A 23,723-nucleotide genomic window follows, 5' to 3' on the forward strand; every position below is an offset into this window, starting at 1 on the left:
GAAAAGGAGTGAAAGGCTTATGTCATCAGCTGTTATTTTTTGGGAAGCATTGCTTTATTTTACTTTTTAGTGATGATTCCCGTTCAATATTCCTACATTTCCGGCATAAAAGACAAGTTGAAAAGAACGAATCTTTCACAAGAACATTTATTTGAAAAAATGTCATTTGAAGAAGAACAACTTCACTTTTCTATTCAAGGCAATCCGTTCAATATACCTTCAACGATTGTAGCTAATCTCATATACAAATTACGTCATGGCAACAACTAAAGCACGGTTAGTCAACCCGTGCTTTAGTTGTTAATTCAGAAAGAAACGGATAAGCAAAAATAGCGCTTATCCGTTTTCCTCTGGAGAATGGCTTTTCATCCAATCGCATAATGCTTTTGTTATCTTCCGTTTTTCCCTTGGCGGAAAGTGATGGGTAAATTGCGGGTAAAGCCATTCTTCATGTTCCTTTCCAAGCTTCGCTAAACAGCGCTTCATTTGCAATGTGTGCTCTACGTTCACGTTTTCATCACACATGCCGTGGATCATTAAGAGGGGTACTTGAAGGTCGTGACAATAATATAAAGGAGAGCGCCATTCGTATTCTTCCGAGTATTTGTCAGGGCTGCCGCCGATGACCCGTTTCATCATCCGCCGCAAATCAACCCTTTCTTCATACGTCCACCGCATTTCCGTCACTCCTCCCCATGTCACAACCGACCGGATTTCCGGAAACTTTATCGCTGTAAAAAGAGCCATCGGGCCTCCCCTTGAAAAACCGAATACATGAATATCATTTTCTTTTACTTGAGGAAGCGACTTTAAGACGGTATATGCATGGAATGCATCGTAGCGGTCTTTCCCGGCAAAATCTTCATTCCCCTCTCCACCTTCGTTTCCGCGATAAAACGGAGCTAGAACGACAAACCCGTGTGCGGCAAACTCGATGAGTCTTGCAGGACGGACCATTCCGACTTTTTTGATGCCTCCGCGCAAGTACAAAAGCCCTGGCAGCGGTTTAGATACAATCGGTACGGAAAGCATCCCTTTCACTTTTAATCCTTCACTTAAATACGTCACTTTATATAACTCAATGTTCGGATGCGGTGAAGGAAATCTTTGTTTATAGATGATCTTCTCGCTATGTATCACCGTAAGAACCTCCGTTCCAATGTTTGTTCCCATTTCCACTTCAAACAAAATAACGTTACCTATTTTGTTCTAGGTAAACACACAATTAAATGCTCCTACATAAAGTATTACATAAAACAATAACTTCATCCTAATCTAAAGGAGTTGAACACAATGAAAGGGATTAAAGCAAAGATCTCCCTTCTTGTTTCCCTGGTGCTTTTATCATGTGTTCTCATCAGCGCTTGCTCGAAATCGTCCATATCTAAAAAACAAACAACGGTTAGGGTCGCGGAAGTCACTCGCTCTATCTTTTACGCACCACAATATGTCGCAATTGAAAAAGGTTTTTTTAAAAAAGAAGGGATTAAAGTCGACTTAAAAACAACGTGGGGCGGGGATAAAACGATGACTGCCTTACTCTCCAATGGAACAGATATTGCTCTCGTCGGATCAGAAACTTCCATTTATGTTTATGCGCAAGGGGCAAGCGACCCGGTCATTAATTTTGCCGCGCTCACTCAGACAGACGGAACATTCCTCGTTGCCCGAAAAAAACCGGCTGTCTTCTCGTGGGAACAGCTTAAAGGAAAAGAATATTTGGGTCAACGAAAAGGCGGCATGCCAGAAATGGCGGGCGAATTCACATTAAAAAAACATGGCATTGACCCGCATAAGGCTATTAAGCTGAACCAGAGCATCGATTACGCGAATATTCCTAATGCTTTTGCTGCTGGTGTCGGTGATTATGTGCAATTATTTGAGCCGCAGGCAAGTTTATTTGAGAAAAAAGGAATTGGCTACATCGTCGCTTCATTCGGCTCGGAATCTGGAAAATTACCGTATACGTCCTATATGGCAAAACAAGGTTACTTAAAAGAGAACAAAGACGTTATTGAACGATTTACAAGGGCCCTTTATAAGGCGCAATTATGGGTGGAAAACCATTCCGCTAAAGAAACGGCGAAAGTTATTGCTCCTTATTTTGAGGATACTCCGATGGACATTATCGAAACCGTTGTTGATCGTTATAAAAATCAACACAGCTATGCAACAAGCCCGATTTTAGAAGAAAACGCCTGGAATCACTTATTAACGATCATGCAAGAAGCAGGCGAATTACCGAAAAAAGTAGATTACAAAACGTTAGTCAATTCCGAAATTGCTAAGAAAGCAGTGAAATAATAAACTGGAGGGATCGAAGTGGCCTTTTTGCAATTAAAGTCGATTGGTCAGACGTATTTTTCGAAACGGACGGCCACGACGGCCTTAGAAAATGTAACGTTATCGGTTCATGAGGGGGAATTTGTTTCCTTCCTTGGCCCGAGCGGATGCGGGAAATCTACGTTGTTATCGATCATCGCCGGGCTCCTTGCGCCCACAGAGGGAGATATTTTCCTTGAAGAACAGCCGATCAACGGACCGCATCCGAAGATAGGCTACATGCTTCAACAAGATTATCTTTTTCCGTGGAAGACGATTAAAGAAAATGTTTTGCTTGGATTAAAACTACGTGGCCAATTGAATGAGGAACAAGTATCCAATGCATTATCCCTTTTAGATGAAATTGGATTATCTCACGTTCTCGATCAATATCCTATGCAACTTTCCGGGGGGATGCGGCAGCGTGTGGCACTCGTAAGAACGCTCGCAACGAACCCCAAAATCTTGTTGCTCGATGAACCTTTCTCCGCTTTAGATTACCAGACCAAATTAAAGCTCGAAGATCTTGTCTCTTTTCTACTGTCAGAGTACGATAAAACGGCGATACTCGTCACCCATGATATCGGAGAGGCGATCGCCATGAGCGACCGTGTCATTTTATTTTCAAAAAATCCCGGGTACATTTATCAAACGTTTAACATGCCCGAAACGCTTAAGAAGCTTACCCCCTTTGAGACGCGCCAGCACCCGGATTACTCAGTCATGTTCCAGCAAATATGGAAGGAGTTGAAGAACATTGAAGAAAACAATAGTGACTAAAACGCATGCTGATTTTTTAAAAAACATAAAAAAAGAAAAACGCCATGTTCTTCTTATTCAGCTTTTCATCTTCTTCGCGTTTTTCGTTTGTTGGGAACTGTTTTCAAGACAAAAATGGATCGATCCGTTGCTCTTTAGTTCACCGGGAAAAATTTGGGGACTATTTGTAACAAAAATCAGCGACGGCAGTTTATTTGTTCACATAGGCATGACCTTATCGGAAACGATTATCGGGTTTCTTTTAGGCACGTTGTTCGGAACAATGCTTGCTACATTATTATGGTGGATACCGTTTCTTTCGAAAGTGCTTGAACCATATTTAGTCATTTTAAATGCGATGCCGAAAGTTGCTCTTGGACCGATCTTGATCGTCGTCCTTGGTCCCAACTTTTCATCCATCCTGGCGATGGGAATATTAATCTCTGTCATTATTACAACGATCGTCATTTTTACAGCATTTAACAATGTCGATCCAAACTATATTAAAGTTGTCCGTTCTTTTGGAGGATCGAAATTTCAATGTTTCAAAGAAGTCGTTCTGCCTGCCTGTTTTCCAACAATCATTTCAACATTAAAAGTAAATGTCGGACTCTCATGGGTTGGCGTGATTGTCGGGGAGTATCTCGTTTCTAAACAGGGCCTTGGCTACATGATTATTTACGGATTTCAAGTGTTTAATTTTACCCTTGTCCTTCTCAGTCTTCTTATCATCGCCGTTTTAGCGACAATCATGTACCAGCTCGTCGATTTCCTGGAGAAAAAACTGATAAAAAATCGTTAAAGGCTATTTACTAAAGTAATAGCCTTTTTCTCATAAAAATTTTTTCCGGGCATAGTCTATACTTTGAATTAAAACTTGATCTTTCATCATAAAGCTGAAGCGTTCATTGTTTTCCATCTGATTCGGCAGATCATCCAACAATACTGGGCCATTTGTTTCGTAATAACGGTCTTTTAATAAAATTTTGTCCACTGTCGCAAAATAAATGTTTTTAATAATAATGCCGCCCTTTCCATCCACCTTATATTGCCCCATATAATTTAACGTCGCTACATGGCCACCCGTTTCTTCAAACACTTCACGCTTTGCTGCAATTTCGGCCGTTTCACCGGGCTCCACTTTACCGCCGGGAAATTCAAGCCCTCTTCTCGGGTGTTCAGTAAGAAGCCACTGTTCTTTAAAACGGCAAATGACCCAAACATGTTTTGGCTCCTTCGAAAAAGGATGGTCTTCAAACGAAAGTTTAACGGTGTTATCGTAGTAATCTTTAAACGTAATCATTTCCATGTGATAAACTCCATCTCAAGGTAAGTTTCTTCTATTTTAATGAAAATAGCTGCCATTTGTCCAATTTCTACGGAAGAAAAGCACATGGAATACACTCCATGTGCTTTATTTTATAGAAACTGAAGAAATGATCCAGCGGCCGTTGTTCCATAAAAAATCCATTTTTATTGTATAGAATCCATCTAATTCATTGGAATTATGTTGAATTAGATGGTATGATTTGTTTGATGTCTTTTTTAAATGATAATTCTCTTCAGGATTAAACCACGGAGGGAGATCGGTTGGAATTACGTACAAACCATCGTTCTTCTCCTCGAATAACAAATCCACGTATTTTTTTGCTACGCTTCTTGAAGCTACTTTTTGCAATTGGTTAATTAATTCCTTTTTTGACGAAACTCCAAGTACTTTATAATGGCTATTCGACTTAGGATTTAACTTCTTTATAAACTCTCTTGCCAAAAGTTCTACATTGGGCTTCGGCTTCACGTTCTCTTTAGTCGCTACATCTTTTGTTGCCACAGGCACCATAGATACCTTCTCTGTCTTTTCAACTGGCACTTGCGTGTTAGGAGTTGCTGAAAAGGTTACTAAAAATGCAAGAATACTGCTGACTGCTAATTTCATCATGAATCACCGCCCATAAAGTTTTCTCGTTCTTCATAATAGCTTGCCAAAAAATGAACCGTTATAGTTTACCCATTCCTTTTATTCGGATCAAAAAAACATGTTTTTGAATAAAAAGAATGGAACTTTGGTAGAAAGCTTGCATAATATGAAAAGGTGTCTGATTTTTAACACCTTCTTGTCCTTGTTTTTTTTCCAAGCTCGTAAAGGCCTGTCGCAGCCAGGCCCGCTATACCGCCAGACCACATGCGAAGCACCGTTTGCAGATCTGTAAACGGGTAAGCAACGATCCCAACAAAAATTCCGATAAAAAAACTAATTAATGGAATATACTTTTTTTTAACGGTTAATGTCCGTTTGATTAACTCTACTAAACCTGTAACAAGGGGGGTCAGTAATGAGGCAAACATCAACATTTGTTCCATTCTTACTCCTCCTCGCGCGACTTTTTTCACCGATGAAGTGTCATGTGTGTAATGCCTTTTTTTGGCACATACTAAACATAGGTTAATAACCGTAAGATCATGTAAGACAGGAGTGGAACGTACGAATGTGTAAAGAAGACGATCTTTATCTTCTAAAGTTAGAGTCTAATGAATTATCTTGGTGGGAATACGCGAGAAAAGTGTTACCCGAAAATAGGCCAAATGAATATATGACTTATTGGTCATATTTAAAAAATAAAGGGAAAATTCCAAGACGATTAATTAAGGAAGCAGAATGGCGTATGGAGGCACGGAGAAAAGGGTTACTAGACACATAACGGCCCTCTTTGGCAGAGGGCCGTTATTCTTTTAAACACCAGCATTATGTAACCGAACAAGCAGATCATTTAGCTGCCTGGTGCGCCGTTCCTCAGAACCTTTTAAACCAAGCTCTATTTCCGCCAGCTCTGAACTCACCAATTCTTTTGCATACCTTTGATTTAATAATACGTCAACAAGCAACTCTTTTTCCTGGTCACTTAAAACGATTGTTCTTTTTTCCATGCAACTCTCCCCTTTTCCGCTTTTTCCGCCAAAATTAAAGCGGTTGACACCTTCATTATACGTGCGACAACGGGAAAGCGCTTTATGAAACTAATGGAAATCGAAACGAAAAGATCTCTCTTCTCGTTTCACTATCAATTCCAAACTATAAAGATGTCCGTTATGCCCTATCCTTTTTCATCTGATTTAGCTGCAGGACTTGCTCCACTCTTCATAGACAGATTGCGGTGCATTCCAACAAAGCCAGGATACCATTGTCTTCAAACCATTATTGTTGACATACCAGTATTCATAGCGCCTTTTTGAAAGATTTCTGTAAATTCCTGTTTTGTTTACGATACTATCCATCATACATCGCCTCCTATCTTTTATACTAAAATTCTAGATTTTCAGAAATTATCCTTCAAAAATAAATCGCAATAATTGACAAGAATGTCGAATGATGACCTGGAGAACAAAACCTTGTTCAAAAATTTTCCGGAAACGAATAAAAGAGCATCGATTTTAATGCTCTTTCATAACAGCAGCCTCCTCGGCCGAAACCTTCTCGTGATCATCGGAAAAAAAATAAGAATCCAACCGCTTATCGTCTATGCAGTTTTGAACGAGTTCATGCATTTGCACAATCCTTCGTTGATGCTTTATCAGTACAACATGGCTGATAAGGAACCAACTGACCATAAATAGCAATGTTTTGACTACACTTTCTTGTGTTAACATGAAATCATCAATACGAAAGATTCCAAGAATGAAGCTGGATAGCAGACCTAGAAAGATTGCCGCTGCGCTTGCAATGGTTTTAAGGCTTCTCACACTTTGCTTTAACGCAACCAATTCCGTTTCTAGCAACCGTAATTCTCCTGTTCTTAAGCTAAGCAATTGGCTTCGTACATATTTAAGATTCATTAACATCCCTTTAGATTTTTCTTTCTTTAAGAGACTTTCCATAAATAATTTTAATTCGTATGAGGAGCTTAAATCATTCTTTATTTTGCGGTGAATGAAATTATGAAAATAATAATATCGGATAAGAAATTCTATTGCAGCGATAACTGCAGAAATAACGAGTAAGGTCCAGGCAAACTGAAACCAAAAATTTTGAAATGCCGTTTCAATCAATTCTTTAATTGTCAAATATTCGGAACTGGCCTTTGCCCATATAAGTTTTCCAACAAGTACGACAAGTTTTATGATATCTTCCACAAGCCGTTTCCTCCTTGCCCCAACGATCTCTATATCTATTTCTATCATACCATTTTTATCTAGTAAATTCTCCCTTTAATTATTTCTTTCGCTACCGCACCCCTTTACTTCAGTTGCAACGGTCGAAATTTATAATAAATCGTGTGAATGGAGGATTAAGTTATGAAAATTGTCTACTACGAAGAAGGCGATCTTAACATCATTGTCGGTTCTTCGCAATTAAAAGGTGAGTTAACGATAGAACAAATAAAAACAGAAAGTGATAAAAAGGCAACGCAAGATCGGCTTTATGATTGACATGAATGGCAAGCTTCAGGCGAAACTATAACAAATAAAAACCCTTGAAAGAATTATTCCTTCAAGGGTTTTACTACTTTTAGCACCCGTTTAGAAATGAGAGTGTACCCTCTTTCGTTCGGGTGAATATAATCAAAAAAATAAGTGTTCTTATTAATGTGCGTAAATAAATCGAAAGTGGGAATATAAGTAGCTCCTGGAGTTTCTTGACTGATCTTATAAATCGACCGATTCCACTTACGGATCGTCGGCCCACAATGTTTATCATCAACTTTCCCCATGTATGGATTATATAATCCGATTATATAAATGGGGGCATTTTTATTTTGCGAACGAATAATTTTTGTTATTTGCGCTAAATTTTTTTGAAGTCTTTTTTGTCCCTCAGCCATTCGCTCCGGGTCGAGATGAAAAAAGTTCCAACTTGCGCTTTTTCTAAAGTCATTCGTGCCGATAAAAAGAAAAATATCATCAGCTTCATTGAGCGATTTAAGGACAACTTCATTTCTCAATTGAAGAAGTAGTTGATCTGAACGTTGCCCACTGATCCCAAAATTATTTAAGATGACCGGGCGGCCGCTTTTTTTCGCCAAACCGTCCCTCACCCTGCCGATATATCCTTTTCGCGTTGGGTCTCCTTTTCCATATGTTAAGGAATCACCTAATGCAACGATTTTTAATTTATTCGATTGGTTGTCACGGCCGTATATATGCATGCTGAAGAAAAACAGCAAAACAGCCATCGACGCCGCACCTAAAAAAATGACTTTTTTTGTCCCTCTCAAACCGATCCCCTCTTATATCCATATACTATTTATCTATTTAAACAACTATTGAAGGAAATAGCAAGTTTCGAGGAACAATTGTCAAAGAATCGTGAATGAATTAGCCGTTTAAATGATAATCTTTCGCTTTTAAATCGTTATTCTCCCACAAATTCTCAATATCGTATCGGGTTGTATCAGTTTCACCAAAACGCGTTAGTCCGTAAATAATGGCAAATAAAATCGCAAGAATAGGTATCAATGTCACGATAAAAATTCCAGCCATTTTTATCCCCCTCTCTGTCCAACCATCATATGACGAAGAAAGGGAATTTATTCTAAAAAAACTCGAGGCGGTTAATTAAACCGCTTCGAGTTTCATTTCCATTCTATCCAGCCATTCGCTTCTATAATTTGCATGAACTTTACAAGCCGCGGGAGAACTGGAGCCGCGCTTTTTCCGAAGCGTTCTTCAACCAATGCCGCAAGTTCATTTACCGGCCGTTTGCCATTAATATGAGAGATCACAAATGAACCGAGTTGATCAAGCTTTACTTTGCGTTCTTGAGGCTGTTTTAAAAAGCGGACCGAAAATCGTTCGATTGGATTTGTCCGCGGAATGACGAGAAAAACAGTTCCATTGTCAAGTCGTTCCAACCTGTATTTTTCTTTTATTCGCGGAACCATCAAAAGCAAATTCCTTTTTTCTTTCTTTAAGTGAAATAACAATCCCATTACTTTCTCTCTGCCTTTGCGCTCTTTGATACGAAATACAAAATAATGCAAATCGCCAAAAAGATCACAAGCGGAATGACCCGATTATCCGTAAGCGCGGCTGATGGAATAGGCACTTTGAAGAAAATAAGAATCGCAATAATCACACCGAGAAGTGATTCACCCGCAATTAAGCCCGATGCGAATAATACCCCTTTATCCCCGCGGGCTTCCCGTTCTTCTTTTGACTTGCTAGTAATATCTACAAGCCAGCGCACAATACCGCCAAACATAATTGGCATCGAAGTATGGACGGGAAGGTAAAGTCCCACTGCAACAACTAATGAATTTAGCCCGAGAAATTCGATTGAAACTGCGACCGCTGCACCGATTAATATCAATGTCCATGGCAGGTCACCTCCAAAAATCCCTTGCACGAGTATTTTCATTAATGAGGCTCTTGGCGCAGGAAGCGCTGTCGACCCAAGACCGTAAGACTTGTTCAAAATGATAAGGATAATGCCAATCACTGTACCCGAAGCAACAACTCCTATACTCATCGCTACTTGTTGCTTCCATGGTGTTCCTCCTACTAAATACCCTGTCTTTAAATCCTGGGAAATATCCCCTGCAACGGCAAGAGCTGTACAAACAATAGCGGCAACTGTCAAAGCGGCTGTCATTCCATGAACACCGTGAAGGCCAGCCATTTTATAAATGAGTGTGACAATTAAAAGAGTGGCAATTGTCATCCCGGAGACCGGCGAAGAAGAGCTTCCAACGAGCCCGACAATGCGGGAGGCCACAGCTACAAATAAAAAGCCGAAAATGGCAATCGCAATCGCTCCAATGATCCCGACATTTGTAATTGGGGTAAACGCAATGATCACGATGATCGCCAATACACCAATGATCACATACTGGAACGGCAAATCTTTTTCCGTTCGCTTAATTGATAGAGAATTGGCATTTCCCGATGCCAGGCCTTTCATCATAGTTGCCGCAGTTCCTATTAAAGTTGGTAGAGTTTTAATAAGCGTGATTAATCCTCCAACTGCAACGCTACCAGCTCCGATATATTTAATATAATTATCCCAAATGCCCCACGCGTCCAATTTGCCAATCGGGACATTAGCGGGAAAGATCGCTTTAGCACTATCCGCACCAAAGAAGGAAATCGCCGGGATAAGAACAATCCAGGCAAGCAAGCCGCCTGCGAGCATTTGTCCTGCAATGCGTGGGCCGATAATATATCCAACTCCGAGCAAGGCCGGATAGATGTCCGTTCCAATAACGGCATTTTTAAATTTATAGACGGTTGTTTCGATCTCGGATTTAAACAGCATAAATCCGTCAGCAAGCGTTTTCACCAATCCGCCGAAAAGAAATCCAAAAGCAACCGTTTTCGCATTTTCCCCGCCCTTTTCGCCTGACTTCAACACCTCTGCACAAGCTGTTCCTTCAGGGTAAGGCAATGTTTCATGTTCTTTTACAATCAACATTTGCCGGAGGGGAACCATCATGAAAACACCTAAAAGCCCCCCTGTTAACATAATGAAAATAATAACCGCCTGGGAGAGCTGAATATTAAGCATGAAAAAGGCAGGTAGGGTAAATACAGCACCCGCCCCGATTGCTTCACCGGCTGTTGTCATCGTTTGCACAATATTATTTTCTAAAATAGAATCTCGTTTAAAAAGTCCTCTAATGATTCCCATTGAAATGACAGCAGCCGGAATGGAAGCGGAAACGGTGAGTCCCACTTTCAGCCCAAGATAAGCGTTCGCAGCGCCAAACACGACTGCTAGAATAACCCCGAACACAATCGCTGTAACCGTTAATTCCGGCAGAGATCGTGAAGAAGAGACGTAGGGAACAAAGGATGACTTCTCTTCATTATTACTCATGATGTACACCGCCTTTAAAACTAAACTAGTTAATGCACGAAAATTAGTATATCATAAATCTACAAATTCTAACTATTTTAATACTTTATTTTATTACTATTTTTAATTTTATTATGCTGTTGCCTTCACCAATAGTATCGCAATTACTATACCGCCTTATCACAATAATAAAAAGAACTCACGAATCATCGCGAGTCCTTATTTAAATGCACTTTTTAATTGACTTTTTTTATGTATGTTGGCACAAATTTAAGCAAAATCGAGATGATCATATTGTATTGTTCTGGAGAGATGTGAATTCCATCATTTGCGATAAGTTCTTCCTTTAATTTCACAAGACAGTCCATTTCATCAAGTCTGGATTCCAAGGCGCAATGCTCGATCGTATTGATGAGTTCTAACAGTTGATTATTTTCATTCGTAATGAAATACGTTTCCATCAACCTAACCACCCCCTTTATAATATTAAGCAGGGCTTGTTTATTTTCCTACAAAAATAATTCGTCAAATGCCGACACCTATTACTTTATTTGGATTAAGCGGAGTAGAAAACGGCCTATTCCGTCAAAAGAACTCGAAACATCGCTGAATTGGAATATAACCGTTTCGTTTCCGACATTCACTTACCCAAACAACTTCGCTAAAGAAGCGAAAGGTGAATGACTCGAACCTTCTTCATCATCTTTTGTTTGGTAAACTAATTTTTCAGGCTCGAACAATTTCGATTCCAAATATGACATTGGATTCTTTTTCAGCGTAATATCTTTATAAATTTCTTTAAAAATTTTTGCCGTGTTTAATGCATCATCCAATGCCCTGTGCTGAGATCCTTCCTGCTTTATATTCAATTTATTTAATGCCCTCGTAAGCCCATAGCGGAACCCTTTTTCGCTTTCATGAAGCATACTGAATAAAAATTGTAAATCATTATGGTTAATAATCCAATCGATGGGTATATTGTGATAGGTGGCATCCGTAATAAGAGCCCATTTGTCTTCCGGTCCCCAAGAACAAAGGTAATATTCCCTCACGCCAATCCATTCCTGAAAGTCTTTGATCACCGCAGTGAATGGCGGTGCCGTTATTATATCCCCTTTTGTAATCCCCGTTAAACTCATGATTCGATGATTTAACGTATCCATTTTCGGTTGCACAAAAGATTGAAATTGATCCACTGCTTGGAGTTCGCCTCTTATCATTCGAAGCCTGACTGCACCAATTTCAATGATTTCGGATAGGCGATTTGTCATTTCAAGGTCATATACAATATAATCCATCACCTTCACTCCAATCTGTTCACCGCTCCTTCATGGCTGTAACGATTTAGTGCCGATTCAATTCTGCCGCTTCTTTTTTATATTATGAGCCCAACCGAAATAATTGCTTTTTCAACAGAAACGTTTCACTCATTTATCTCATAAAATTCCGCTCATGCCTTTGTTTCTCTTTCTTTATTCATACATAGAATATAGTGAGGATAAAAGGTTCAACCTCGTAAAATCAGTACGGGAGTGAGTTAGCATGTCAGGAGGATTTGGATTTAACAATTTTGCCTTAATTGTTGTATTATTCATTCTGCTTATCATTATCGGCTGTGTTTGCTGGGGAGGCTACGGCGGATTCGGCGGATATGGCTATGGATATTGGTAAAAAACAAAAACCGAAAGCAATCTTCAAACGGCGAGAAACACTCAGGTACGCCAAATAAACAAAACCCATCTTTTTGAAAAAGATGGGTTTTTCATTTACATTTTTTCTCTCATTGCTTCTGCAACTGCTTCAACGTCCGTACCGACAACGACTTGCAAATCGGTCTGGTTTAACTTAATAACCCCTTTTGCACCCGCCCGTTTTAATGCAGGTTCATCGATTTTAGACATATCGACTACTTTTAAACGCAAACGTGTGACACAGTTATCAAGATTCGTTATATTCTCTTTTCCACCAAGGCCGGTTAAATAATTGTCAGCAAGACGGGCATATTTATCGCTTGATGTAGTCGTTCCTTCTTCTTGATTGTCCACATCTTCCGTTATTTTTTCATCCTCATCTTCCCGTCCCGGTGTCTTTAAATCCAGTTTTGTAATTAAGAAGTAAAAGACAACAAAATAAATAACCGCATAAATAATCCCGATACCCAATAAAAGCCATGGATGCTGTGTATTGGATTTCCCAATATTTAAGAAAAAGTCAATTGCGCCGGCCGAAAATCCAAAGCCCTGATGGATATTTAACATTGTTGCAACAGCCATGGAAAGCCCTGTTAAAACGGCATGAATACCGTAAAGTAAAGGGGACAAAAACATAAATGAAAATTCAATCGGTTCTGTTATCCCTGTTAAAAATGAAGTAAAGGCCAGTCCAATCAACATTCCGGCAATCGCTTTCCGACGATGTTTTTTCGCTGCAGCGATCATGGCTAAACACGCGGCCGGAAGACCAAACATCATAACCGGGAAGAAACCAGCCATAAAGAATCCGGCAGATGGATCACCTTTAAAGAACCGATTTAAATCACCTGTTGCTCCATGATAGTCGCCAAAGACAAACCAGACAAAACTATTTAATACATGGTGCAAACCAAAAGGAATTAACAAACGGTTAAATAACCCGAAGAGTCCTGTACCTACAGCCCCTAAATCAATGATCCATTTCCCGAGTTGGTTTATTCCATCTTGAATAGGCGGCCAGATGAAACCGAAAATGACAGCTAAAACGATCATGGCCCCGGACGTAACAATCGGGACAAACCGTTTTCCCGCGAAGAAACCGAGCCATTCCGGCAGCTTAATATTATGGAAACGGTTGTAAAGCAGTCCCGCTACAACACCGACAATGATTCCGCCAAGCACTGACATATTAATATGCTTGTCGATTGCCGAAGTGGCATTTGTTAAAACAAGGTAACCGATAGCTCCTGCAAGACCGGCTGCACCATTATTATCTTTAGAGAGCCCTATGGCAACACCAATCGCAAAAATTAATGCAAGATTATCAAAAACAGCTGCTCCTGCCGCATGGATGAACGGGATGTTAAAAACATCTTCCGCCCCCAGCCGATTTAATAATGCTGCAGCAGGAAGGACAGCAATCGGCAACATTAACGCTTTACCAATCCGTTGTAAAAAACCTAACATATTGATTCACCCTTTTTCTATGAAGTATGTTATTGTGCTTAGATGAATTCATTTATTTCTTATTTTTTATCGAATCAATAGCTTGCTTTAACCTGCCATCATGCGCTCTTAGCAAACGTTTTGCTTCTTCAGATGAGACATCTGTCAAAAGCTGCAATATAGCAGATTTGGCATGCCCTTGTTGTTCGTGTAATGCTTTTTTTGCTTCTTCTCTTGTTGCACCGGTTGCTTCCATCACGATATTGACCGCGCGTTCAACCAATTTTTCATTGGAAGGAATGACGTCGACCATCAAATTGCTGTACACTTTTCCCATTCCAATCATCGAAGCCGTACTGATCATATTTAGGACGAGCTTTTGTGCCGTTCCCGCTTTCATTCGCGTTGAACCAGTGATGACTTCCGGACCGACCAAACAGGCAATTGTATATTTTGCGATTCGTTCTAACTCGGAATCGGAAGTGCAGACAAGTGCAACAGTTGTTGCACCGATTGCATTGGCATATTGGATCGCCCCAATAGCATATGGGGTTCTCCCGCTTGCCGTAATAGCAATGACAATGTCTTTATTGGTTAACTGTATATGTTCTAAATCCTTTCGCCCTAACCCTAAATCGTCTTCAACATCTTCAAACGCGGTTTGGATCGCTTTATTCCCGCCAGCTAAAATGCCGATGATCATTTCAGGCGGTATGCCGTAAGTTGGAGGACATTCTGATGCATCCAATACGCCAAGGCGTCCGCTCGTGCCCGCACCGATATAAATGAGCCGCCCGCCATGTTTAAAAGCATGAATGACGCGCTCAACGACGGCTGCTATGTCAGGTAAAACTTTGCCGATAGCTTCAGGAACTTTTCGATCTTCCTCATTAATTTTCCTGACGACTTCAAGCATCGAAAGCTCATCAATATCGAATGTATTCCTATTCCTTTTTTCCGTTGAAAGTTTTGTTATGTCCATTGTCTATCCTCTCTTTTTATCATTTGTCATAAAACGCTTTCAATTCGTCTTAAAGATATCGATTTTCTTTAAGAACGATGCATGTCAATGACAAATTTGTAACGGTCTCCACGATAAATGGAATGAACAAATTCTAACGGGCATCCATTTTTCAAAAACGTGCGGCGCTTAATATGGAGAACCGGTGCTCCTTTTGCTATATTCAATAGTTCGCTCTCCGTTTCTCTTGCGACAGATGATTCAAGCTCCTGTGTCGCATAATCGATTTCAAGCCCAAGACGTTGCTCGACAAATTGATAAATAGAGCCTTTCGCAACTTCTTCCGTTAAATGATGAACAAGTTGGACGGGCATATAGTTGGTTTCTAAAGCCATAGGAAATCCATCCGCCAAACGAATCCGTTTAATTTCATAAAGAGCATCCCCCATTTGGACATTTAAATTAACGGCAAGTTCATTTGTCGCATCAATCTTTTTAAAATCAAGCAATAGGGTTGAAGGCACGTGGCCACGCGCCTTCATATCTTCCGTAAAGCTCGTTAATCCGAGCAATTTTTGTTCAATTTTTTGACTTGCGACAAACGTTCCTTTTCCTTTTTGCCGAATCAAATACCCATCATTCACAAGATTATTGATAGCCTGCCTTACTGTCATCCGGCTGATTTGATAGTTTTCGGCATACTCCCTTTCGGAAGGAATCATATCACCTGGCTTCAAGTCCCCTTTATCAATCAAGTTTTTGATAGATTGTTCAATTTGATAATAAATTGGCACAGGAGAATGTTTGTTAATCATATTTTTTGTCCCATTTCTTCTTGTTTTACAAGACGAAGCGCCTCGCTATCTGCGATTACGGTTACGTTTGGATGATTTTTCAAACTGGAAGCAGGCATTTCTTCCGTCACTTCGCCATAAAGCAAATTATAGATTGCCCGGGCTTTACTTTCACCCGAAGCAAGCAATACTATTTCCTTGCTTTTTAAAATAGAGGCGATGCCCATCGTTATCGCTTTCTTAGGCTGTTTCGATGGATCAGAAAAATATTGCGCATTTGCCTGTAAGGTTGATTGCGTTAAATCAACAATATGTGTTTTTGTGCTAAAAGGTGTTCCTGGTTCATTGAAACCAATATGACCGTTTCGTCCAATGCCGAGCAACTGCAGATCAATGCCGCCCATCTGTTCGATAATTTCATCATAGCGTCTACATTCCTCTTCAAGGTTATTTGCAGCGCCATTTGGCAAATGTGTTTGCTTAAGAGGAATATCAATATGTTTAAAAAGCTGTTCATACATATACTGATTATAACTTGTTGCATCAGATCGGCTTAACCCTACATATTCGTCTAAATTAATGGTTGACACATGTTGATACGACGTACCGTTTTCTTTAAAATCCAAAATAAGTTCTTTATATGTCCCAATCGGTGTACTGCCGGTCGCTAAGCCAAGCGTCACGTGTTCAGCTGAACGAATTTTTGCAATGATCAGCTTTGCACCCGCTTTACTCATTTCATCATAATTTTTCACTTCAATAACTTTCATTGCTTACAGCTCCTTTTGTCAGTCACTAATTTGCCGCGGCAAAACGTATAAAGGACGTCCATCTCTTGATTAAGAACGACGATATCCGCATCTTTGCCTGATAAGAGACTTCCTTTTCGGTCATATATACCTAACTCTTTCGCGGGATTGACAGATGTCATTTGAATGACATCCCGAATATCGCAACCGGTAAATTCCATCATATTTTTTGCAGCATCTTTCATTTTTAAAATACTGCCTGCAAGGGTGCCATCAGCTAATCTTGCCTCATTCCCTTGAACAGTCACATCCTGTCCGCCTAATGTAAATGAACCGTTGCCCATGCATTTCGCCCTCATCGCATCGGTAATTAGTACCATTTTTTCACTACCTTTATTTCGATAGGCGAATTTCACCATTTCAGGGCGGGAATGAATACCATCGGCAATGATTTCAGAAGTGATCTCATCATGCATGAGCACCCCGCCAAGCACGCCGGGTTCACGATGATGAACTCCCCTCATTCCGTTATATAAATGAGTCGCATGAGTAATCCCCGCTTCGATTCCTTGAACGACTTCTTCATATGTGGCATCAGAATGTCCGATAGAAGCAATAACGCCCGTTTCCTTTAAATAAGAAGTCAATTCAAGTCCACCTTCTTCTTCGGGAGCGAGTGTCACAAGCTTAATATGATTGTCCGATAAAGACTGCCATTTTTTAAACAGCTCAACATCCGGATGAATGATTTGGCCCGGCGGTTGGGCCCCTGCTCGTTTTGGCGATAGAAATGGGCCTTCTAAATGAATCCCGATCACTTCTGCTTCGCCAGGAGCAGTATGCTCGTTAATATACTTGGCAGCATTCTGAAGCGCTTTTTCGATTTCACCTTTTTCTTGTGTCATCGTAGTCGCAAGAAAGCTTGTCGTTCCTTCTTGAGGTAACACTTTTGCCATCGTTTGCAGCGCATCCGTTGTAGCGTCCATCGTATCTGCTCCCGCCGCTCCGTGAATATGCATATCAATCATTCCTGGAATAACGATCGAATCTTCTGGAAGCTGGATCACATCATACTCAGCTACATTCAAGCGTTCTGGTTTTTTACCTATTTCTATAATTTTTTCTTCATTAATAATAAGATAGCCGTTTACAAAAACATCGTTTTCCGCGTAAATCCGTCCATTTAAAAGGAGTATAGATTTCATCTCGGTTCACCTCTATTAAAGAATACATCTTTTTAATCTAGTTGTCTATACCAGTATAGATAACTTAAAAAAGCCGGATATAAAGATCCGGCTTTTAAAAAAATTATTGCATTGGCGGGGTGTGCGGAAACTGTGCTGTATATTTTGTAAATTGCTGCTCAGCTTGTTGAATTTTTTGCGGGTCTTCTGCTTCCAGCGCATACCATCCTTTTTTAAACATCATGTCAAAAAGTGAACGTTGCATTTGGTGAGCTTCGGTGCATAGCGATTGAATCTCCTGGAATAGCGCTTGATGGCTTGCCTCATTTCCGGCTATACCATAAGACGAAACCATATACTTTTCATAGGCCAGAATATCATTTATAAAATCGCGGTCGTTCATTTGCGGTGTGTTCGGTGTTTGCGTTTTCGGATTTTGGATTTTATTTGGATTCATGTTCATTTCACACAACTCCCTACTGATTCATTTGGTTCATTTGATTTGGTTGATTGGTCTGATATGCTTGATTGGCGGTTGGATTTAAATGTTTTAATATTCTTTGGTAATGGCTTTCGTGCATATGACAGGCCTTTTCAATCGCCGCTTTAATTTCTGGATCCTGGCATTGGCTTGCCGCAAAATGCGCTTTTTTAAAGCCAAGCAAATTCCAGGAAAGCATATCTTTTAAGTAGTTATAATCTTTTCCCGTTATGACATTTGGTGGTTGTTGATACGTTGGCTGTTGTTGATTTTGCATTTGATTCGGTTGTTGCTGTTGTTGCATACCATAGCCTCCTTAAGTTTTGCGGCCAATAAAAAAATAAGCCGCTAAATCTTATAATAGATTGCCTCCTTTTAACGGAGATTATGCAATATAGCCCATCTTTTTAAATTGGGTGTTGACAGCCCCCAAAAAATAATATAAAATTTAATTTGTCCCGGGGTCTTAGCTCAGCTGGGAGAGCGCATCGCTGGCAGCGATGAGGTCAGGGGTTCGATCCCCCTAGATTCCACCATACATAGTTTTCAATCCCTCTTGCAAAATGGCAGGAGGGATTTTATTTTACGACATAACGGCACATTCATCTCGATGAATGTGCCTTAGGCTTAAACCACTTTCGAATCCCCTGCGTAAAAAGGCTAATACTACTTATAATAAACGTAAACAAACCGAACAAGAGGAGAAAATAACTAATCAAGTTACGATAATTGTTGAGCTTGTTGTCCTGCGTTTTGCGCCTGGCCTTGCTGATTCCCCTGCTGGCCACCCTGTTGGTTCATTTGTTGTTGCGCTTGCATAATGGCCTGGTTCACCTGATTTAAAGCCTGATTGGATTGAACATATTGCAAGCTTTGGTTCAGTGTTTGAATGGCTTGCTGAATACTTTGCTGCAATTGCTGATCCGTTTGCTGCAACTGTTGGAGAGCCTGATTGCTGAATTGTTGAATTTGTTGCATCAACTGATTTTGGCCTTGTTGTCCGGCTTGCCCGCCTGCTTGCCCTTGCTGTGCATTCGTTTGGCTCATTTGTTGCGCTTGTTGTGGTTGTTGTAATTGGGAAATGGAATTTTGCAATTGGTTAAGTTGTGTTTTAAAAGCATTAAGTTCTTGAGCGATTTCAGTATCAGCAGATTTTTTCGCGATCGATTCAATGCGTTTTTCTGTTCGTTTATCCATAGTGTTGCCTCCCCATTTTAAAAAGTGTGTGTAATGAACACTTTTTTAGAATGTGCTCTCAGGTATCATCTATACTGACTAATAATTGGTTTAAAACGATGTCTAGAATGGGAAACAGACGCAAAGTAATGATGAAAACAATAATAAAGCCGGCTTCTCCTAAGATGCCGGCAATGTTATTTTACTGTTCAGATGGTTTAAATGTTTTACAGTCAGTTTCTTCCGTTTTCGAAGCCTGTTTTCCCTGGTGGCTTACAACGTAAATCCGGTCAGCATTACATAAATTACCTTCTCCCCAATATGAGCAATTGTTCACTTCACAAAGTACATCTTTTGCCATATTCCACACCTCCCTTCTTCTCTAGTTTTGACAGTGTATTTTTAAAAATACTCTTAGAAAATTCTAGTAATTTTGCCTTTTTCATAGATTTTAGATACTCGTCCGTTTCTAGTACGCTACCCCTGAATACTATAGTACAAGAAAGGGGGGATTTAAACATGTGTATGTGCAATGATAATGGAATGAGACCGCAGGCTACGCGAGGCGCACAATCAAGAAATGCAAGCTGCCGTTGTTTTTGCCGAAATTTCTGTAACCAGTTTTCTTCTAACAGAGAACAATGCATGCGCGATTGTTTAAGATGCCAGGGTGTGCAAAGACCTACTGGGCAAAGACCTGCATACCAGAGCTGTGGAAGAACAGCAGGTGCAATGGATGACGATTTCTATATGGATAATGACTATAACGACAATGATATCAGAGGAGATTACTACTTCACTGATTATTAATCGTATTGAAAAGCACTCTTGTCAAAAGAGTGCTTTTTCTTTTTAGACATACTCGGGTAAACATACAAAAAATCCACGAATACCCCCGTGTCGATCATTTATGACAGGACATACATTGTTAAAGAAAACGGATTTCAAATATAGGAGGTCATGCAATGTACCCATGTAATGTTATTGTTCACCCGACTCAATGTTGTATCCAGCCTCATTTTTATGCGGAAGAAGTAGTTCATGTTCATCCAATTCATATTCAGCATCAGAACCACCTTTTATGCCAGCATAAGCACGTTTTCCCGGTAACTCAGTCGCAAACGATGTCCGTCTGTGAAGAAGACCTTTATTGCGGACATCCAATCGGTTGTGGAGGGTACGGATATTATTAAAAAGAAATAAAAGAACTTTCGCTTAATGGCGAAAGTTCTCTTTATTTATTAAGAAAACCATGCCGTTACGCCCAAAAAGGTTACGCCGGCAAAGGTGTTGTAAGCATTTATTCATTTTCGGTTATGACATATTTTCTAAGGGCGAAGGCTACGCCATCTTCATCATTCGTTAACGTCGTTTGGTGGGCAAGCTCTTTTATTTCATCGAGCGCATTGCCCATTGCAATGGCTAAGCCGGCTGTTTTCAGCATCGATACATCATTTAAATTATCGCCGATAGCGACTGTGTCCTTCATCGGAATATTAAAATGGTTGGCCAGTTGAGCTAAGCCGTTTCCTTTTGTCGCATCAATATGGTTGATCTCCAGATTATGATCAGCCGATGAGGTGACCGCTAAATTTGGATTTTTCAATAGCGATTTACGCAAATCCTCCATCTTTTTCGTTTGATAAGAGAACGGTAATATTTTAAAAAACTCCAATGATTCGCTCTTTAAAGCTGCAGCACTGTCAATAGTATTCAATCCAAATTGATGAAGATACATTTTTGCAACATTTTTCAATTCCTCCTCATCCGCTTCCGGATTAGCGCTTTTAAAGATGTCTAACTCAACGGCAACGCTTTTTTCTCCATTTTTCGGAGCGAATATGCCTTCGTTCGTATAAACATGATAGAAAATTTCTTGTTTCTCAAGCTGGTGTAATATTTCCAACGCCTCGCCATGAATGAGCGGAGTACTGTTGACAATCGCTCCATCCACTGACACAATCGCACCGTTGCCCGCGATGATTGGACAATCGAGATCCGCCATCTGTAGCAGCCTGCGGACATCATCGATATCCCGTCCTGTGCATATGGATACGACATGGCCTTTTCTTTGCGCTTCCTTAATTGCTTTTTTATTTTCACCGCTAATGACGCCTTCTTTTGATAAAAGCGTCCCGTCTAAGTCTATTGCAATTACTTTCATTTTCTCCTCCATGGTGTTAGCTCTCTTCAGATTTTGAACCCGGAACGATCATCAATTCAATCGAGTAGTTTTCAACTATTTCTTTCATATTTTGATCAATTTTCTCATCGGTTACGACAATATCGATGGCATCTAAGTCACACACTTTTTGAAAAAAAGTTTTATTAAATTTCGTCGAATCCGTAAGAACAATGACTTTGTCCGACCGCTTGATCATTTCCCGCATGAGATAACCTTCTTCTTCAACCGGAACAGACAGACCTTCGGCTGAAATCCCGCATGCTCCAAGAAAGAGTTTATTCACTTTATAATCCGAAACTTGTTCAATTGTTCGACTGCCGTATATCGACCGGTGTTTATTGTTTAACGAACCGCCCAATAAATGGATGGTGGTATCTTCTTTTTGACTTAAAATACTTGCAATATCAATAGAATTGGTAACGACCGTATTGTTTCTACTTGCCAGGTTTTCAGCAACAAATTGAACGGTTGTCGATGCATCTAAAATAATATGGTCTCCATCTCGAATGAGCGTAGCCGCAAATTTGCCAATTTGGCTTTTTATATGCGAAGCTTTTTTCAAACGCTGCTCATAGTTATGCACTTCATATGTAAATGAAGGAAGTTTTGCCCCGCCACGTGTACGAACGATCTTTCCCAGCTCTTCCAGCTTCACAAGGTCCCTTCTTGCAGTATCTCTTGAAACATTGTTCATTTCACAAATCGTTTCAATATCTATCCGGTCATGATTGCTTAAATACTTTAAAATGACTGTCATCCGTTCATCTTGATACATCGTTTCCACTCCTTGTTAAAAATTATAAGTCAAATTAAGTTATTATGCAATATTTTAAGTGAAATTAATTATTTTTAAGCAAAAGAAAAATGGAGTAACATACTCCATCTTTATTCCTTAAGCTGTTCCACTTTCAATGCGACTGCGGCTGCAATATTTTCGGACCCGTATTGTTTATTTTTAACAAAGATATCTAATTCCTGAATAGCTTTTTGGATCGATGATTGACTTGCAGAACGATGGTCTTTTTTTAGCCTGGATTTTATTAGGTTGAACTTTTCGCTTTTCGCAAGGTTCATCCAATCTTGCCCTGTCATCTCATTGAAATTTCTTTCTAAACGGTGCTCTGACGATTTTGTGGATTTAACGACATAATAGCCCCATATCCATTGTTCAATTGAAAAAAGCAATAAACATAAGAGGAGAATCATGAAGCCCCCCTCTCTCCAGGCCACTATCTTTCTTATTCTTTTTTCTTTTTTATATTCATGTAAAAAGACAACCACTTTTTTCGCAGTATCCATCATTCCCATCAGCCCCCTCCATGAGCTTTTAGAAACTTTAATTGAATACTACTTCCATATAAACCGGTAAAATCCTTCAATAATCCGAGCCTTAAGCACTATTTTTTGAATTTTAAGCAATGTTTTTTTAGGTGGATCAATGAAATTCTTTATTATCCAAAACCAGGACTTTTGCCCTTGTTGATTTTGCCATTTTTTTCGTATGCTCGACAAGCCTGATAATGTTTCGATGTGATTGTTTAGCACCTTTTACGAGTAAGGGAACACCAATTGTATCAACTTTTAACGCTCTTGAGAAAAAACCACCAAATGTCATTGCAATCGGCACTGTTGGAGAAGTATTGGAAAAAACGGTCCGTTCATCAATTTCATACCTTTCTTGCAACAACAGATCAATATTTCGCATTGCGGGAATGACAACATTTGAAGATCCGCGGCCGACCGTATACACTTCATTCCCTTCTTCATCCTCACCGTGAAAAAGAACTTTACCCATATCTGAATAAGTTAGTTGATTAAAACGATCTAGCGATAATATTTCTTCTTTTGTAGGGACACGATGTATCGGCAATTTATTTAAATGATAGGCTGCAGCAAGTACGGAAGAATGGGTACCGCCATAACAGTTATAGATGTAGATCATATCTCTCATCCTTATTTTAGTCATTCATTATTATCTCCATTATTTCCATACATTCATCGTACATACATCTTGAGTTGTTGCATTCAAAAGTTATTTTATGAACCCCTAAACGCCAAACAAATGGCCGAATACTTTAATAGAGAGTCATTCATTTTAGCAACAATTCCAGTCAAAGTATTCGACATATATCATAACAACCGCTCTTGTTGTCATTGAAGATTCCTAACATCTTAGGGCTATTTGC

33 protein-coding genes and 1 tRNA gene are annotated in these 23,723 nt (G+C 39.8%); 8 read left to right on the plus strand and 26 right to left on the minus strand.

Annotated features, from left to right (window positions below):
• Positions 1-72: 72 nt before the first annotated feature.
• Positions 73-270, plus strand: coding sequence for a DUF3949 domain-containing protein (locus WD019_RS12590; RefSeq protein WP_425711756.1), 198 nt, complete (start codon positions 73-75; stop codon positions 268-270).
• A gap of 66 nt (positions 271-336) precedes the next feature.
• On the opposite strand, the gene WD019_RS12595 is transcribed toward WD019_RS12590, so the two are convergent.
• Positions 337-1,137, minus strand: coding sequence for an alpha/beta hydrolase family protein (locus WD019_RS12595; protein ID WP_026676661.1), 801 nt, complete (start codon positions 1,135-1,137; stop codon positions 337-339).
• A gap of 156 nt (positions 1,138-1,293) precedes the next feature.
• Here WD019_RS12595 and WD019_RS12600 point away from each other — a divergent pair, with 156 nt between their 5' ends.
• The 3 genes from WD019_RS12600 to WD019_RS12610 are packed head-to-tail and all read left to right on the plus strand — an operon-like array spanning position 1,294 to position 3,883.
• Complete coding sequence (locus WD019_RS12600; protein WP_425711724.1) at positions 1,294-2,304, plus strand: ABC transporter substrate-binding protein; 1,011 nt, start codon at positions 1,294-1,296, stop codon at positions 2,302-2,304.
• An 18-nt stretch (positions 2,305-2,322) separates the two neighbouring features.
• Entirely contained in the window at positions 2,323-3,102 is a 780-nt protein-coding gene (locus WD019_RS12605; RefSeq protein WP_425711725.1) for an ABC transporter ATP-binding protein, read from the plus strand.
• A complete protein-coding gene (locus WD019_RS12610) occupies positions 3,080-3,883 on the plus strand; it encodes an ABC transporter permease (RefSeq protein WP_051291272.1) in 804 nt (267 codons plus the stop codon). The genes WD019_RS12605 and WD019_RS12610 overlap by 23 nt, the downstream gene beginning before the upstream one ends.
• Positions 3,884-3,913: 30 nt before the next feature.
• Here the strand turns inward: WD019_RS12610 and ytkD are convergent, their stop codons facing one another.
• From ytkD to WD019_RS12640, 6 genes are all read right to left on the minus strand, one after another.
• Positions 3,914-4,384 (minus strand): RNA deprotection pyrophosphohydrolase, encoded by a 471-nt coding sequence (gene ytkD, locus WD019_RS12615; RefSeq protein ID WP_035350161.1) that lies wholly within the window; start codon positions 4,382-4,384, stop codon positions 3,914-3,916.
• 111 nt (positions 4,385-4,495) lie between these two features.
• Positions 4,496-5,020, minus strand: coding sequence for a hypothetical protein (locus WD019_RS12620; protein WP_425711726.1), 525 nt, complete (start codon positions 5,018-5,020; stop codon positions 4,496-4,498).
• A gap of 164 nt (positions 5,021-5,184) precedes the next feature.
• Entirely contained in the window at positions 5,185-5,442 is a 258-nt protein-coding gene (locus WD019_RS12625) for a holin (protein ID WP_026676667.1), read from the minus strand.
• A 369-nt stretch (positions 5,443-5,811) separates the two neighbouring features.
• A complete protein-coding gene (abbA, locus tag WD019_RS12630) occupies positions 5,812-6,006 on the minus strand; it encodes an antirepressor AbbA (protein WP_026676669.1) in 195 nt (64 codons plus the stop codon).
• A gap of 186 nt (positions 6,007-6,192) precedes the next feature.
• A complete protein-coding gene (locus WD019_RS12635) occupies positions 6,193-6,357 on the minus strand; it encodes a hypothetical protein (RefSeq protein WP_154657896.1) in 165 nt (54 codons plus the stop codon).
• Between the two features lie 153 nt (positions 6,358-6,510).
• Positions 6,511-7,209, minus strand: coding sequence for a hypothetical protein (locus WD019_RS12640; RefSeq protein WP_026676670.1), 699 nt, complete (start codon positions 7,207-7,209; stop codon positions 6,511-6,513).
• 162 nt (positions 7,210-7,371) lie between these two features.
• Between WD019_RS12640 and WD019_RS12645 the strand changes: the two genes are divergently transcribed.
• Entirely contained in the window at positions 7,372-7,506 is a 135-nt protein-coding gene (locus WD019_RS12645; protein WP_425711727.1) for a hypothetical protein, read from the plus strand.
• Between the two features lie 53 nt (positions 7,507-7,559).
• Here WD019_RS12645 and WD019_RS12650 read toward each other — a convergent pair whose 3' ends face one another.
• The 6 genes from WD019_RS12650 to WD019_RS12675 form a co-directional block, all read right to left on the minus strand.
• The gene (locus WD019_RS12650; RefSeq protein WP_051291274.1) at positions 7,560-8,291 is read right to left on the minus strand and encodes a GDSL-type esterase/lipase family protein; all 732 of its coding nucleotides are present in this window, start codon (positions 8,289-8,291) and stop codon (positions 7,560-7,562) included.
• Between the two features lie 100 nt (positions 8,292-8,391).
• Positions 8,392-8,556 carry a hypothetical protein gene (locus WD019_RS12655; protein WP_154657897.1) on the minus strand — a complete coding sequence of 55 codons (165 nt, stop codon included), beginning with the start codon at positions 8,554-8,556 and terminating at the stop codon, positions 8,392-8,394.
• Between the two features lie 92 nt (positions 8,557-8,648).
• Positions 8,649-9,005, minus strand: coding sequence for a PqqD family protein (locus WD019_RS12660; RefSeq protein WP_425711728.1), 357 nt, complete (start codon positions 9,003-9,005; stop codon positions 8,649-8,651).
• Entirely contained in the window at positions 9,005-10,891 is a 1,887-nt protein-coding gene (locus tag WD019_RS12665; protein ID WP_425711729.1) for an OPT family oligopeptide transporter, read from the minus strand. The genes WD019_RS12660 and WD019_RS12665 overlap by 1 nt, the downstream gene beginning before the upstream one ends.
• A 215-nt stretch (positions 10,892-11,106) precedes the next feature.
• Complete coding sequence (locus tag WD019_RS12670) at positions 11,107-11,334, minus strand: hypothetical protein (RefSeq protein ID WP_154657898.1); 228 nt, start codon at positions 11,332-11,334, stop codon at positions 11,107-11,109.
• Positions 11,335-11,514: 180 nt separating this feature from the next.
• Positions 11,515-12,168 carry a 3'-5' exonuclease gene (locus WD019_RS12675; protein WP_026676675.1) on the minus strand — a complete coding sequence of 218 codons (654 nt, stop codon included), beginning with the start codon at positions 12,166-12,168 and terminating at the stop codon, positions 11,515-11,517.
• 244 nt (positions 12,169-12,412) lie between these two features.
• On the opposite strand from WD019_RS12675, the gene WD019_RS12680 reads away from it, so the two are divergent.
• A complete protein-coding gene (locus WD019_RS12680; RefSeq protein ID WP_081412576.1) occupies positions 12,413-12,541 on the plus strand; it encodes a YjcZ family sporulation protein in 129 nt (42 codons plus the stop codon).
• A gap of 95 nt (positions 12,542-12,636) precedes the next feature.
• On the opposite strand, the gene nagE is transcribed toward WD019_RS12680, so the two are convergent.
• The 7 genes from nagE to WD019_RS12715 form a co-directional block, all read right to left on the minus strand.
• Positions 12,637-14,028, minus strand: coding sequence for an N-acetylglucosamine-specific PTS transporter subunit IIBC (gene nagE / locus WD019_RS12685; protein ID WP_425711730.1), 1,392 nt, complete (start codon positions 14,026-14,028; stop codon positions 12,637-12,639).
• Between the two features lie 52 nt (positions 14,029-14,080).
• The gene (gene murQ / locus WD019_RS12690) at positions 14,081-14,989 is read right to left on the minus strand and encodes an N-acetylmuramic acid 6-phosphate etherase (protein WP_026676677.1); all 909 of its coding nucleotides are present in this window, start codon (positions 14,987-14,989) and stop codon (positions 14,081-14,083) included.
• Positions 14,990-15,057: 68 nt separating this feature from the next.
• Positions 15,058-15,783 carry a GntR family transcriptional regulator gene (locus tag WD019_RS12695; protein ID WP_026676678.1) on the minus strand — a complete coding sequence of 242 codons (726 nt, stop codon included), beginning with the start codon at positions 15,781-15,783 and terminating at the stop codon, positions 15,058-15,060.
• Entirely contained in the window at positions 15,780-16,532 is a 753-nt protein-coding gene (gene nagB, locus WD019_RS12700; protein WP_425711731.1) for a glucosamine-6-phosphate deaminase, read from the minus strand. The genes WD019_RS12695 and nagB overlap by 4 nt, the downstream gene beginning before the upstream one ends.
• Positions 16,529-17,716, minus strand: coding sequence for an N-acetylglucosamine-6-phosphate deacetylase (nagA, locus tag WD019_RS12705; RefSeq protein ID WP_425711732.1), 1,188 nt, complete (start codon positions 17,714-17,716; stop codon positions 16,529-16,531). Before nagA ends, nagB begins: the two co-directional genes overlap by 4 nt.
• A gap of 103 nt (positions 17,717-17,819) precedes the next feature.
• Positions 17,820-18,152, minus strand: coding sequence for a spore coat protein (locus WD019_RS12710; RefSeq protein ID WP_026676681.1), 333 nt, complete (start codon positions 18,150-18,152; stop codon positions 17,820-17,822).
• A 19-nt stretch (positions 18,153-18,171) separates the two neighbouring features.
• Positions 18,172-18,480, minus strand: coding sequence for a hypothetical protein (locus WD019_RS12715; protein ID WP_026676682.1), 309 nt, complete (start codon positions 18,478-18,480; stop codon positions 18,172-18,174).
• A 156-nt stretch (positions 18,481-18,636) separates the two neighbouring features.
• Here WD019_RS12715 and WD019_RS12720 point away from each other — a divergent pair.
• Positions 18,637-18,712, plus strand: a tRNA-Ala gene (locus WD019_RS12720).
• Between the two features lie 184 nt (positions 18,713-18,896).
• On the opposite strand, the gene WD019_RS12725 is transcribed toward WD019_RS12720, so the two are convergent.
• Both WD019_RS12725 and WD019_RS12730 read right to left on the minus strand, forming a co-directional pair.
• Positions 18,897-19,373, minus strand: a complete 477-nt coding sequence (locus tag WD019_RS12725) for a hypothetical protein (protein ID WP_425711733.1) — start codon at positions 19,371-19,373, stop codon at positions 18,897-18,899.
• 181 nt (positions 19,374-19,554) lie between these two features.
• Positions 19,555-19,713, minus strand: coding sequence for a DUF1540 domain-containing protein (locus tag WD019_RS12730; RefSeq protein WP_081412577.1), 159 nt, complete (start codon positions 19,711-19,713; stop codon positions 19,555-19,557).
• A 604-nt stretch (positions 19,714-20,317) separates the two neighbouring features.
• Here WD019_RS12730 and WD019_RS12735 point away from each other — a divergent pair.
• On the plus strand, positions 20,318-20,545 hold the full coding sequence (locus tag WD019_RS12735) for a CotD family spore coat protein (protein WP_026676684.1): 228 nt from the start codon (positions 20,318-20,320) through the stop codon (positions 20,543-20,545).
• 107 nt (positions 20,546-20,652) lie between these two features.
• Here the strand turns inward: WD019_RS12735 and WD019_RS12740 are convergent, their stop codons facing one another.
• From WD019_RS12740 to WD019_RS12755, 4 genes are all read right to left on the minus strand, one after another.
• On the minus strand, positions 20,653-21,516 hold the full coding sequence (locus tag WD019_RS12740; RefSeq protein ID WP_425711734.1) for a Cof-type HAD-IIB family hydrolase: 864 nt from the start codon (positions 21,514-21,516) through the stop codon (positions 20,653-20,655).
• A 16-nt stretch (positions 21,517-21,532) separates the two neighbouring features.
• Entirely contained in the window at positions 21,533-22,312 is a 780-nt protein-coding gene (locus WD019_RS12745; RefSeq protein ID WP_425711735.1) for a DeoR/GlpR family DNA-binding transcription regulator, read from the minus strand.
• Between the two features lie 110 nt (positions 22,313-22,422).
• A complete protein-coding gene (locus WD019_RS12750) occupies positions 22,423-22,839 on the minus strand; it encodes a hypothetical protein (protein WP_211235549.1) in 417 nt (138 codons plus the stop codon).
• Positions 22,840-22,972: 133 nt separating this feature from the next.
• On the minus strand, positions 22,973-23,479 hold the full coding sequence (locus tag WD019_RS12755) for a DUF3189 family protein (protein WP_026676688.1): 507 nt from the start codon (positions 23,477-23,479) through the stop codon (positions 22,973-22,975).
• Between the last annotated feature and the right edge of the window lie 244 nt (positions 23,480-23,723).

Source organism: Fictibacillus sp. Mic-4 (assembly GCF_049843615.1).
In the GTDB taxonomy this organism is placed as follows: Bacteria; Bacillota; Bacilli; order Bacillales; family Fictibacillaceae; genus Fictibacillus_A; species Fictibacillus_A gelatini.